10 protein-coding genes are annotated in these 12,514 nt (G+C 72.2%); 5 read left to right on the top strand and 5 right to left on the bottom strand.

Features of this window, described 5'->3' with window-relative positions:
* Positions 1-84 precede the first annotated feature (84 nt).
* Positions 85-1,257, top strand: a complete 1,173-nt coding sequence (locus tag OG975_RS41600) for a saccharopine dehydrogenase family protein (protein ID WP_406334786.1) — start codon at positions 85-87, stop codon at positions 1,255-1,257.
* 61 nt (positions 1,258-1,318) lie between these two features.
* On the opposite strand, the gene mmpA is transcribed toward OG975_RS41600, so the two are convergent.
* From mmpA to OG975_RS41585, 3 genes are all read right to left on the bottom strand, one after another.
* Positions 1,319-1,465: a morphogenic membrane protein MmpA gene (gene mmpA / locus OG975_RS41595; protein WP_330310440.1), complete on the bottom strand. Its 147-nt coding sequence runs from the start codon at positions 1,463-1,465 to the stop codon at positions 1,319-1,321.
* Between the two features lie 83 nt (positions 1,466-1,548).
* Positions 1,549-2,238 (bottom strand): endonuclease V, encoded by a 690-nt coding sequence (locus OG975_RS41590; protein WP_406334785.1) that lies wholly within the window; start codon positions 2,236-2,238, stop codon positions 1,549-1,551.
* Positions 2,239-2,331: 93 nt separating this feature from the next.
* Positions 2,332-3,387 (bottom strand): WD40/YVTN/BNR-like repeat-containing protein, encoded by a 1,056-nt coding sequence (locus OG975_RS41585; protein WP_406334784.1) that lies wholly within the window; start codon positions 3,385-3,387, stop codon positions 2,332-2,334.
* Positions 3,388-3,684: 297 nt separating this feature from the next.
* Here OG975_RS41585 and OG975_RS41580 point away from each other — a divergent pair, with 297 nt between their 5' ends.
* Positions 3,685-4,101, top strand: a complete 417-nt coding sequence (locus tag OG975_RS41580) for an SsgA family sporulation/cell division regulator (RefSeq protein WP_406336700.1) — start codon at positions 3,685-3,687, stop codon at positions 4,099-4,101.
* A gap of 27 nt (positions 4,102-4,128) precedes the next feature.
* Here the strand turns inward: OG975_RS41580 and OG975_RS41575 are convergent, their stop codons facing one another.
* Positions 4,129-4,992: an isocitrate lyase/phosphoenolpyruvate mutase family protein gene (locus OG975_RS41575; protein WP_406334783.1), complete on the bottom strand. Its 864-nt coding sequence runs from the start codon at positions 4,990-4,992 to the stop codon at positions 4,129-4,131.
* A gap of 352 nt (positions 4,993-5,344) precedes the next feature.
* On the opposite strand from OG975_RS41575, the gene OG975_RS41570 reads away from it, so the two are divergent.
* The 3 genes from OG975_RS41570 to OG975_RS41560 all read left to right on the top strand — a co-directional run bounded on the left by OG975_RS41570 (position 5,345) and on the right by OG975_RS41560 (position 9,082).
* Positions 5,345-6,979: an ABC-F family ATP-binding cassette domain-containing protein gene (locus OG975_RS41570; RefSeq protein WP_406334782.1), complete on the top strand. Its 1,635-nt coding sequence runs from the start codon at positions 5,345-5,347 to the stop codon at positions 6,977-6,979.
* Between the two features lie 128 nt (positions 6,980-7,107).
* Positions 7,108-7,884: a dimethylargininase gene (gene ddaH, locus OG975_RS41565; RefSeq protein WP_406334781.1), complete on the top strand. Its 777-nt coding sequence runs from the start codon at positions 7,108-7,110 to the stop codon at positions 7,882-7,884.
* Positions 7,885-8,104: 220 nt separating this feature from the next.
* Entirely contained in the window at positions 8,105-9,082 is a 978-nt protein-coding gene (locus OG975_RS41560; protein WP_406334780.1) for an acyl-ACP desaturase, read from the top strand.
* Positions 9,083-9,109: 27 nt separating this feature from the next.
* Here the strand turns inward: OG975_RS41560 and OG975_RS41555 are convergent, their stop codons facing one another.
* Positions 9,110-12,478, bottom strand: coding sequence for a hypothetical protein (locus OG975_RS41555; RefSeq protein ID WP_406334779.1), 3,369 nt, complete (start codon positions 12,476-12,478; stop codon positions 9,110-9,112).
* Positions 12,479-12,514: the final 36 nt, after the last annotated feature.

Genomic DNA, 12,514 nt, shown 5'->3' with positions numbered 1-12,514 from the left:
GACCGACCTCATCGTCCGGCTGCTCGTACCTCACGCTAGCCTCAGCCACCGACAACGGCGCTTCGCGCACGGCTGAGGGGTGTCATGAGCAGGCTGAACGGAACGGATCGCGCGTACGACATCGTGCTTTTCGGAGCCACCGGGTTCGTCGGGGAACTCACGGCGGAGTATCTCGCCGCCCACGCGCCCGAGGGGCTGCGCTGGGCGATCGCGGGGCGGAGTGCGGAGAAATTGGAGCGGCTGCGCGAGCGGCTGTCCGGCTCCCCCGGGGTACTCCGGGCGGACGTGGCCGATCCGGAGTCACTGCGTGAACTCGCCCGGCACGCGCGCGTGGTGGCCACGACGGTCGGGCCGTACATCACGTACGGCGAGGAGCTGGTGGCCGCCTGCGCGGACGCCGGGACCGACTACGTGGACCTCACCGGTGAGCCCGAGTTCGTGGACCTGATGTACGTCCGGCACGACGCCCGCGCGCGGGAGACAGGGGCGCGGCTGGTGCACGCCTGCGGCTTCGACTCGATTCCGCACGACCTGGGCGCGTACTTCACCGTGCAGCAGCTTCCCGAGGGGGTGCCGCTGAGGGTCGACGGATTCGTACGCTCCCAGGCGATGTTCTCGGGCGGCACCTTCGCCTCGGCGCTCAACCAGTTCGCGCGCGGGCGGCACATGCTCGCCGCGGCGCGGGACCGCAAACGCCATGAGCCGCGTCTGATGGGGCGGCGGGCCATAGCTCCACTGAGCGCTCCGCGGTTCGCCAAGGAGGTCGGGGCGTGGGCGCTGCCGCTGCCCACGATCGACGCTCAGGTGGTCCAGCGGTCCGCGCGGGCCCTGGAACGGTACGGGCCCGACTTCCGCTACCGCCACTACGCGGCCGTCGAGCGGCTGCCGTTCGCCGTGGGCGGGGTCGCGGCGGTGAGCGCGGTCTTCGCGGCGGCCCAACTGCCGCCCGCACGCCGCTGGTTGTCCGACCGGATCAAGCCCGGGGACGGACCGAGTGCCTCGCGGCGGGCGAAGAGCTGGTTCTCGGTGCGGTTCGTGGGCGAGGGCGGTGGACGCCGTGTCTTCACCGAGGTCGCGGGCGGCGACCCGGGCTACGACGAGACCGCCAAGATGCTCGCCGAGTCGGCCCTGTCCCTCGCCTTCGACGACCTGCCGAAGACGTCCGGGCAGGTCACGCCGGCGGTGGCCATGGGAGACGCGCTGATGGAGCGCCTGCGCGAGGCGGGAATCACGTTCCGGGTGGCGGCTGTCCTGTAGTCGGGGTGGTGCGGGCGACCGGGATGGTCCGGGCGGTCGGGATGGTCGAGGCAGTCGTACCTCAGGACGACCATCCCGTGACCGTGTAGATCATCCCGCCTATCCAGGCGAGTCCGGCGATCACGGCGAGGACCAGTGCGGCCATCACGGCGCGTTCGACGGGCTGAGCGGGGTGGGCGGCGGTCTTCGGGGCACGGTGCGTCGTCATGCGGCACAGCCTGCCGATCATGACAGTGGAGCCACATCCGTACAGGTACTCAGAACACGTACTCAGTCAACGGATGGGGACCATCACTGGGTTGCCTCCTGGAGGGCCCGCCTGCAGAGCGAGTCCGCACGTCGGGTGGACTCCGGGAGGCGGTACTCCGGGGTGAGCGCCAGCGTGTGCGCGCACGCGTTGTCGAGGCTCACCCGGTGGCCGACGGACACGAACACCGGCTTGACGCCGTCCTGGGTGCGCAGCGCGCGGCCGACCTCGTCCTCCCCGGAGACCAGTGCGGACGCGCTGCCGCGCCGGGTGCCCGGCTCCTCGTACGAGAAGGTGAAGGGGTTCTTGGCGACCCCGATCGTGGGCAGCCCGGTGAGGACGCCGAGGTGGCTGGCGAGGCCGAAGCGGCGCGGATGTGCCAGGCCGTAGCCGTCGCAGACGACCAGGCCGGGGGCACAGGGCAGGGCGTCGAGTGCGGCCAGGACGGCCGGGATCTCGCGGAAGGCGAGCAGCCCGGGAACGTACGGGAAAGAGACCTGGCCGACGGCGGTGGCCTCGGCGACGACGTCGAGGGTCGCCGCGTCGAGCACGACGGCCGCCGCCACGACGACGTCCCGCTCGTCGTCGTACGCGACGTCCACCCCCGTCACCCGGCCGGTGCCGGGCGGCGGCCCCGGTTCGTCGAGCACCACCCGCTCCCGCAACTCGTCCTGTACGGCACGGGCTTGCTCTTCGGTGGCGGGCCAGCCCGCGGGAATCCTTACGGTTGTCATGGTGGGGACGAGCTTAGGTGGCCGCGGAGCGGGGCGATCGGCGAGGGGCAGGTTCGCGATCATGCTCGGATGTGCGCTGAACCGGGAACACCGTCAGCGCTCCAGGCGGGCCACCCGTCCCTTCTCGCCGGAGGCCCAGCAGCCCAGGTCGGGGGTGCAGTCCACGGTGTCGTACGAGCCGGTGTCGAGGGTGCGCCAGGTGCGGCCGCCGTCCGTCGTCAGGTCGGTGCCGGTGGGGCCGACGGCGAGCGCGGCGGTACGGCTGTGCGGGAGCCAGGTGACGCCGGAGCGGTAGGCGGGCGGGGGCTGGGCGGAGGGTGTCCAGGTGCGGCCGCCGTCGGGGGTGAGGGCCGCGGCCTGGGGTGAGGCCTGGTCGGCGCGGTAGTCGCCGCCGACCGCGAGGCCGTGGGTGGGGTCGCGGAAGGCGACGGCGAAGACGCCGCGCGCCGGGTCGCCGGCCGGGATCGGCGTGTCGGTGGCCGTCCACGTCAGTCCGCGGTCCGAGGAGTGCAGCACGCGCGCGCGTGCACCCCCGCCGGTTGCCAGCCACACGTCACGAGGCCCCGAGCTGGCCAGGCACTGCCCGCTGGCCGCGAAGCCCGCCTCGCCGTCCTGGGCGGCGGGCATCCCGTCACTGGGCAGCACCTTCCAGGAGCGGCCGCCGTCACTGGTCGACAGGATGCGGAACTTGCCGTCCACGGGGTCGCTCATCGCCAGTCCGTGGCGCCGGTCGAAGAAGGTGAGGCAGTCGTAGAAGGCCTTCGCGTCGGTGTTGCGGAAGGACTCCGTCCAGGTGGCGCCGCCGTCGTCCGTGCGGAAGACACGGGAGGCCTCGCCCTCGCCGATGGCGAGGACCACGGCGCGCCGCGTGTCGAACGCCTCGATGTCACGGAATTCCAGGTCCGCCGCCCCGGGCGGCGAGACGTTCCGCCAGTTCGCGCCGCCGTCGGTGGTGCGCAGCACGGTGCCCTTGGAGCCGGCCACCCAGGCCGTGTCCCGGCTGACGGCCGAGAGTCCGCGGAACCGTACGTCCGTGCCGCTGTCCTTGAGCTCCCAGTGGGCCGCCTTCCCCGCCTCGTGCGCCTGCGCGGGTGATGCCGCCGTCAGCGCGGTGGCGAGCGCGGCCGCGCACAGTCCCACGGTGACCATCCGACTCGTACGTCTCGTCTTCCCCAAGCCCCTCATGGCGGGCGAAGCTAGCCCACTCCCCCGGCGCCGTCCAGATGGCGTCCTCCGGGAACCTCGGGGCATCGACTGAGTGTCCTCTCGGATGTCCGGAGAGCACGGGACGAGAAATGGATCACTACAGGGATCACCCCAGGGAAGGGACTCGGTGACAGAGGTCACTCGGGTCTCAGGTGCACGCGGTGGCTCATTTCTTCGTCTCTTCATGTGACCGGCCTCATCCGCCCGGAGTTCGTCCAGCCGTCACAAGGGAGCAAGGCGTTGTCCACCGTCATCGAGCAGCCCGTAGAGGCCCGCCTCGTCGCCGCCGCGCCGCGGATGCCGAGCATTCCCGCAACGCTCCACTACGACCGGAGCGATCCCTTCGCCGTCCGTATGACCTTCCCGGCCCCGGCCACGCTGGAGGGCGTCGACGTGTGCTGGACCTTCGCGCGCGAGCTGCTCACGTCCGGGCTGGAGGATGCCGTGGGCTGGGGCGACGTCCGGGTGCGGCCGTACGGCTACGACCGCACCGTCCTGGAGTTCCACGCCCCCGAGGGCACCGCCGTGGTGCATGTGCGCTCGGGCGAGGTGCGACGCTTCCTGCAGCGCACGACGGACCTGGTGCCCGTCGGTCTGGAGCACCTCCAGGTGGACCTGGACCACGATCTGGCGGAGCTCATGCGGGGTACGTGCTGAGCGCCTCTGCTGAGCGGCGCCCCGGCCTCAGCTGCTCCTGCCCATCAGGGTGTTGAGCTCGCCGTAGTCGAGCCCGCCGGTCAGCGAGCCGTAGGTCCCCGCGTCCAGCAGCTCCCGCGCGGCACGGTGGACCAGGGCGTGTGCGGCCTGCGCGATGCTCGAACCCGCGCTGATCCGGGCCACTCCGAGCGCGGCCAGTTCGGCGACGGACGGTGCGCCGGGGCCCACCAGTACGTTCAGCGGGCCCTCGATGCCCTCGACGAGTGTCTTGACGGTCACCGGATCGACGGCCCCGGGGACGAAGACACCGTCGGCTCCGGCGGCCAGGAAGGCGGCCGCCCGCTCCAGGGTCTCCTCGATCTTGCCCGCGCCGCGCAGATACGTGTCGATGCGGGCGTTGATGTACAGCGGCACCCCGGCCGTGTCGGCGGCCGCGCGGGCCGCCGCAATGCGCTCCGCCTGCTCGGCGACCGGCCGCAGCGGCGCGCCACCGCCCTCGTCGCCATAGAGCGCGTCCTCGATGTTCACGCCCACGGCACCCGCCGCGAGCACCGCACGGACCGTGTCCGCGACGCCCTGCACGTCCTCCGCGTAACCACTCTCGATGTCCGCGCTGACGGGCACCCGCACCGCGGCGACGATCCGCCCCACCGCGCCGAGAGCCGCGTCCCTGTCGAGCCGGTCCCCGTCCGCCGTACCCAGCCCCCACGCGAGCCCCGCACTGGTCGTCGCCACCGCGGCCGCGCCCGCCCCTTCGACGATCCGGGCACTGGCCGCGTCCCACGCGTTCGGCAGGACGAGCGGACGTCCGGGCACGTGCAGGGCACGGAAGGCGAGAGCGGTTTCGCGCGGGGAATCGGGGTTCACGCGGAGGGAATCGGGGTTCGTCATGAGGGTGAGCCAAGCATGGAGCGGGGCGGGGGGCTGGCAGGAAATCGACATGTACGTGAGGGAGGAACGCGGGCGGCGGGCGTTAATCCTTTGACAGGGTCCAGGGCCGTTCCTACGGTGTATAGCGGTCCTGTTGCCGTCGATTGGAGAAGGACGTTGCTCGTCTGAGGTCTGAGACACCGCGTCACACACAGCCAGTGCTTTCTGGCCTTTGTGTGCGCAGCGTGCGACCTCGGCGTATGAGCCGTCCTCCGGTGCGGGGCCTTCTTGCTGCCCTCCTGACTGGATCGTCGTCACCTCGCGGTGTCCCGAACGCGTGCCCCTGACCGCATCCAGCAACCGCGAGGCCTTCATGTCAACCTTTCCCACCTCCATCACCTGTACCGACCTCTCCTTCACCTGGCCGGACGGCACCGCCGTCTTCGAGGGCCTCCAGGTCTCCTTCGGTCCCGCCAGGACCGGGCTCGTCGGCATCAACGGATCAGGAAAGTCCACCCTGTTGAAGCTGATCGCCGGGGAACTCACCCCGGTCGACGGCACGGTCCGGGTCGCGGGCGAGGTCGGTTACCTGCCGCAGAACGTCACCCTCGACACCGGTCTGCGCGTCGACGAGGCGCTCGGCATCGCCGCCGCCCGCGCCGCGCTGCACGCCATCGAGGCGGGCGACGTGGCCGAGGAGCACTTCGACCTCGTCGGCGACGACTGGGACGTCGAGGAGCGGGCGCTGGCGACGCTCGGCGAACTCGGGCTCGGGCACATCGAGTTGGACCGCACCATCGGTGAGGTCTCCGGCGGCGAGTCGGTGCTGCTCCGCCTGGCCGCGCTCCTGCTGCGCCGACCCGACGTACTGCTGCTGGACGAACCCACCAACAACCTCGACCTGTACGCACGGCGGCGGCTCTACGCGGCCGTCGAGGCCTGGTCCGGGGTCATGGTCGTGGTCAGCCACGACCGCGAACTCCTTGATCTGGTCGACCAGATCGCGGATCTGCGCTCCGGAGAGGTCACCTGGTACGGCGGCAACTTCTCCGCGTACGAGGAGGCGCTCGCCGGCGAGCAGGAGGCGGCGGAGCGCATGGTGCGCGTCGCCGAGGCCGATCTGAAGAAGCAGAAGCGCGAACTGGTCGACGCACAGGTCAAGTTGGCCCGGCGCAGGCGGTACGGCCAGAAGATGTTCGAGCAGAAGCGTGAGCCGAAGATCGTCATGGGGGCGCGCAAACGCGCGGCCCAGGAATCCGCGGGCAAGCACCGCATCATGCACGAGGAGAGGCTCGCCGAGGCGAAGGGACGTCTGGACGACGCGGAGGAGGCCGTACGGGACGACGACGAGATCCGCGTCGACCTGCCGTACACGGCCGTGCCGCCGGGCCGCACCGTACTCACTCTGGAGAAGCTGGAGTTGCGGTACGGCGCGCGCGTGGACGGCGTGTTCGAGCTGCGCGGGCCCGAGCGGATCGCGCTGATCGGGCGCAATGGCGCGGGCAAGACCACGTTGCTGCGGACGATCCACGGGGAGCTGGACGCGGTGTCCGGCGATGCGCGGGCCCATGTGCCGTTGCGTTTCCTGCCGCAGCGGCTCGACGTGCTCGACGACGAGCGGACGGTCGCCGAGAACGTGGCCCGGTACGCGCCGGCCGCCACCAACAACCGGATCCGGGCGCGGCTGGCCCGCTTCCTGTTCAAGGGGGCGAAGGCCGATCAGCGCGCGGCGACGCTCTCCGGCGGCGAACGCTTCCGGGCGGCGCTCGCGGCGCTGCTGCTGGCCGAGCCCGCGCCGCAGCTCCTGATGCTCGACGAGCCGACGAACAACCTCGACATGGCGAGCGTCCGGCAGCTCACGACGGCCTTGGACTCCTACGAGGGGGCACTGATCGTCGCCAGCCACGACGTGCCCTTCCTGGAGTCGATCGGAATCACGCGGTGGCTGCTGCTGGAAGGAGGAGAACTGAAAGAAATCACGCCGGAAGCTGTCGGGTATCCCTCATAGCGCTGGGCCTGGGGGACGCCTAGCGTCTGATTCGGGGGCTGCCCGGCGTCGAGCCGGGGGCTTTCGTGCGCGCGGACCCGCGCTGCATGATGTCCGCCGACGCCCCCTGCCGATTCGGAGATCCATCCGTGCCCAGCCAGAAAGCCCTGATACGCCGTCCCAGCCCCCGCCTCGCCGAAGGGCTGGTGACGCACATCGAGCGCGCGAAGGTGGACGTCGACCTGGCGGTCGAGCAGTGGGAGGCGTACGCGGAGGCACTGCGTACGCACGGCTGGGAGACCGTCGAGGTGGACCCCGCCGATGACTGTCCGGACTCGGTGTTCGTCGAGGACACCGTGGTCGTCTTCCGCAATGTCGCCCTGATCTCCCGCCCCGGCGCCGAGTCCCGGCGCGGCGAGACCGCCGGGGTCGAGGAGGCCGTGGCCCGGCTGGGCTGCTCGGTGAACTGGATCTGGGAGCCGGGCACCCTCGACGGCGGTGACATCCTGAAGGTCGGCGACACGGTGTACGTGGGCCGCGGCGGGCGCACCAACGCGGCCGGGGTCCAGCAGCTGCGGGCGGCCTTCGAACCGCTCGGGGCGCGGGTCGTCGCCGTACCCGTGAGCAAGGTGCTGCATCTGAAGTCGGCGGTCACCGCGCTGCCCGACGGGACGGTTATCGGCCACGAGCCTCTGGTCGACACGCCGTCGCTGTTCCCGCGCTTCCTGGCGGTGCCTGAGGAGTCCGGGGCGCACGTCGTGCTCCTGGGCGGAGGAAAACTTCTGATGGCCGAGAGCGCCCCGAAGACGGCGGAGCTGCTCGCGGACCTCAGCCACGAGCCGGTTCTCGTGGACATCAGTGAGTTCGAGAAACTCGAAGGCTGTGTGACATGTCTCTCGGTCCGGCTCCGGGAGCTGTACGTCTGAACGGGTGATCCGGACGTCCGTCGGGTGCTCGGTGCTGGGACCTGGGCTTCCAGGGCCCTGCCGGCGGGCCTCCGAGAGTGCGTGATCTCCCGTGGAGACCCCCGCTGACCAGGGGGGCTTTACAGCACACTTAACCTACGGTTTCGTAACCTACGGATACGTAGCCTACGATGCCGTAGGTTGCGTCCTCGCTTGTTGTACACGTCCCCCTGGAGCACCCGTGACGATCACTTCTCCCCACCTCGGCAGCCCGTCCGCCGCCTGGACCGACGCTCGACTGCTGTACGCGCTGGAAGAAGTGGTCGAGACCGAGCTCAACCGCCACCTGAAGGTGGCCAAGGACTGGATGCCCCACGAGTACGTGCCGTGGAGCGACGCCCGTAACTTCCCCGGCTTGTTCGAGGACGGCGAGGCCTGGGGCAAGGAGCAGTCCAAGGTCACCGAACTCGGCCGGATCGCGCTGGTCGTCAACCTCCTCACCGAGGACAACCTGCCCAGCTACCACCACGAGATCGCCTCGCTCTTCGGCCGTGACGGCGCCTGGGGCACGTGGGTGCACCGCTGGACCGCGGAAGAGGGCCGGCACGGCATCGTGATGCGCGACTACCTGCTCGCCTCGCGCGCCGTGGACCCCGACAAGCTCGAAGCCTTCCGCATGCAGCACATGAGCGAGGGCTTCGAGTCGGACAACCGCCACTCGATGCTCCACTCGGTCGCGTACGTCGCCTTCCAGGAGCTCGCGACCCGCGTCTCGCACCGCAACACCGGCCACCAGTCGGGCGACCCCGTCTGCGACCGCATGCTGGCGCGCATCGCGACCGACGAGAACCTGCACATGGTCTTCTACCGCAACCTGCTCAAGGCCGCGTTCGAGCTCGCCCCCGACCTGACCATGCAGGCCGTGCGTGACGTCATCGTCAACTTCCGGATGCCCGGTCACGGCATGCCCGGCTTCGAGCGCGCCGCCGCGCAGATGGCCATCGGCGAGGTCTACAACATGCGCATCCACCACGACGACGTGCTCCAGCCGGTGCTGCGCCACCTCAAGGTCCTGGAGATCGACGGCCTCGGCCCCGAGGGCCTGCAGGCCCAGGAGGAGCTCGGCTTCTTCATGGGCGGTCTGGACGCGGAGGCCTCCAAGTTCGACGAGAAGCTCGCCGCCCGCAAGGCCCGCATGGCGGCACGCGCCGCCGGCTGACGCCCTCGGCCCCCGCTCCGGGTCACCTCACTCCTGCGCCGTCACCTGGTCCAGCGCCGCGTCCCGCACGTCGGCCACCGGGTGGCGGCGCAGTGCTCTCAGCTGCTGCCGCCAAGGCGCTGCCCAGCCGGTACGGCTGCCGATCGCCCCGGTGACGGCCGCCGCGAGCAGCCCCTCGCCGTGCCCACCGTGCGCGGTCAGCCTCCGTACCGCGACGAGCAGTGCCTCGGGATCCCCCTCGTGCGCCTGCCGCCGCAGCCGCTCCCCGAGCTCCCCGGCCGTCCGGGCGGCGAGCGCGGGCCGGCCCTCGGTGAGGGCGGCCAGCCGCTCCAGCCGCCCCGGCTCGGCGTCCAGGTCCAGGTGGTACGCCGTGATCGCGGCCGCCTGCGGTACGAAGGCGTCGTACCCGGCGAGCAGCTCACCGGCGGCGAGAGCCGCGGGACGGATGGGTCCCGGGACCGTCCTGGCCTGCTGGGCGAGGCGTGCGACGAGGTGGTCGACGCGCTGCCGGGCCGGCCGGTCCCGCCGCTCGTCCGCATCGGCATCGGCCTCCGCCGCGGTGCCGGTCTCCGTCTCCACCTCGGCCAAGGTCCTCAGCGCCTGCTCCAGCCCCAGGCCACCCCGTGGTGAACCCGCCGCCGCGGTCACCAGACCGCCCGCCGCCGCCCGCCAGCTCGTGCGTCCCGTCAGATCGGTGACGGCGTCGGCGAGGACCGTCGGGGCGTCCGGGGACCAGGGCGCCCAGCGGGCCAGGGCGTCGAAGGCGAGGGTCGCCGTCTCCGCGTCATCGGTTGAGGAGACGTCGCGGATCAGCCGGGCGTACCGCTCGCGGTGCGGCTCGGGCAGGTCCAGCGGGGTGACACGCAGGACCGCGGTGCGGAGCACCGGTTCGGCGCCGGCGGCGGCGCGCAGCAGGTCCCAGACCGGTTCCTCGGCGAGCAGGCCGCCCGCGAAGGCCACGATGGCGGCGCGGACGTCGAGGTGGGCGCCGGGCGCCGCGTACGCCTCGGTCAGCAGCGCCGCCGCCCGCGGCATCGGAAGCCGTACGGCGGCGAGCCGGGCGGCCTCCTTGCGGCTGGTCACCTTGGCCCGGGACGCGAACAGCACGGCGCGCAGCTGCTCGGCGAGGCGCGACGGCGCCGCGTACCGGGACGCCTGCGTGGCCGCGTACACGGCGACCCGCGCCCGCTCCCCGCCCGCGTGCGCCAGCAGCTCGGGCAGCGCGTCGGCGGGCCGGTCGGTGCGGGCGAGCGCGGCGAGGGCCGCCTCGGCGAGCACCACGTCCGGCGAATCCGTCCACCGGCGTACGAGATCGGCGCCGCTGCCCGGGACCAGCGCGCCCCGCGCGACGGCCGCGGCCCTCTGGTAAAGCGGCAGCCCGGCGTCCTCGGCCTCCGCCGTCAACTGCCGGGCCACCGCGAGGTGTTGGCGCGGAACCCAGCGCCGTACATCGCGGTCCACCGGTACGGTCCAGGGGGTGCCCTTGGTCAGAAAGCGCCCGTACGGCGGGGCCTCGGCGAGCAGCGGGTCGAGCAGATCGGTGCGGCGCCGGGTGACGATCCCGAGGACGGGCCACAGCGCACCGGCGGACGGTTCGAGCGCGAGAACGCGCGCCACGCGCTCGTCCCGTGTCGCGGGCGGCTCAAGCCACAGTTCAACCGCGGAGCGCACGGTCACGTCGTTGCCGTATCGGATGGCCTGCCACAGCAGTTCCTGGAGCTCGGGCATACCGGCGGCGCGGCGACCCACCGCGCGGGCGAGCGCGAACGCGAGGCTGTAGTCGGCCTTCTCGGCGCCCGCCTCGACCCAGGGGCGCAGGGCCTCGTACACCTGGTGTTCCTGGCCGCGGCGCAGCCTCGCGTCGAGCCGGCCGAGGTCGGCGCCGCCGGTGTTGCCGGAGATCCGGACCAGGGTGCGCAGCGCCCAGTTCACCAACTCCCGTCGCCGTCTTGCCGCGTGCTCGCGCAGGACGGACACGGCGAGCCTGCTGAGGTTCTGCCGGGTGGCGGGCGAGGAGTCGCGGGCCTCGACGGCGTCCACGGCGATCCGGTCGAGGTGCGGCTCGGCGTCCTCGGTGAACAGCGCCGGCCGCACCCCGGACAGCGCGCCGAGCGCGGCCGAGCGCACCGGGTCCTGTTCGTTGCGCAGCCGCCCCATCTCCCGCAGTACGGAGGTGACGGCGGCCGGGTCGCCGGAGCGGGCGGCGTTGCGGATGAGCAACGGCCAGGCCTCGGCGCGGTCTTCGGCGGCCGGGCGGCGGGTGGCCTCGACCAGCCGGTCGCGTACCTCGGCGACGGGCAGGAAGGAATCGGCGAGCAGCAGGGAGTTCCACTGGGCGCCGCTCTCACGCGCGACGGCGGCCATGCGGCGGGCCTCCTCGGCGACACAACTGCGCGGCAGCACTTCGAGCATGACCGCGTCGATGGCGACGTGTCCGACTCCGCGGCCTTCCTGCGCTGCCCGGTAGAAGGCGTGGCGTCGCGCCGGAGGCAGCGCCTTCACGAACGGTGCGAGATCGCCCCAGTCGGCCAAGGCCCTCCCGTACGCGGCGAGTTCGGGCGCATCGGAGCGGGCCAGCCTGCGCAGCACCGCAGGACCCAGGGACCGGCTGCGGCGTGCGGCGAATCCGGTCGGCGTGAGCAGTAGTCTCAGCAGCCGGCTCGGGTCGGCTGCCGCGAACTCCGCCAAGCGCTCACGGAGTTGGTAGGGAAGGGTGGCGGGCCCGAAGCGTTCGAGCAGGTCGAGCACGCGCAGCGGCTGAGCCGCGACCGTGGCGGCCACACCCGGCGCGTACCGGCTCCACCAGGTGGCATGCATCGCCTCGGGCAGCGCCGTCAACTCCCGTTCGGCGACGTCGAGAAGGAGGCCGGGATGCCGCTTGGCGAGGGTCTTCCAGCCGGTCACCGCGTGGAAGAGTCCGGGAAGCAGTCCGCCGACCGTCTCCGCCGTGCACCCGGGGAGCAGCCGGGCCGCCTCCGCGTCGCCCCAGTCGCGCCGCAGCCCGTCCACGAGCCGGTCGGCGAGTGCGGTGCGCCGTCCCGCGACGATGGCGCGCAGCAGCTCTCTGCGAACCGCCTCGGAGGCGTCGCCGAGGGCCGACTCGTAGGCGGAGTCGGGCACTTGGAGGCTTCCGGCGACGCGCAGGGCGTGGCCACGCACGAAGGCGTCCGGGTCGGCGACGCGGTCCGCGATCCACTCGGCGTCCCGGCCGACGGACGCCGCGACGACCGCGATCCCGCGTTCATGGGGTCCGCGCGCTTCGAGCTCCTCCAGCACCGGCCGGAGCGGCACCATCTCCCTCACCCGCAGGGCGAGTTCGCGCATGCGCTGCGGGTACGGAAGCGGATCGAGGGCGTTCAGCAGACTGTCGGCATCCTGCCGCGGGGTGCGGGCCATGCGGGGATTGTGCCTGCCCGGGGGCCGTCCGGCGTA

Origin of the sequence: Streptomyces sp. NBC_00203, from assembly GCF_045206325.1 — a bacterium.
GTDB lineage: Bacteria > Actinomycetota > Actinomycetes > Streptomycetales > Streptomycetaceae > Streptomyces > Streptomyces lutosisoli.
Note: the sequence above shows the minus strand (reverse complement) of the source record. Positions and strands in the feature narration are given on the sequence as shown.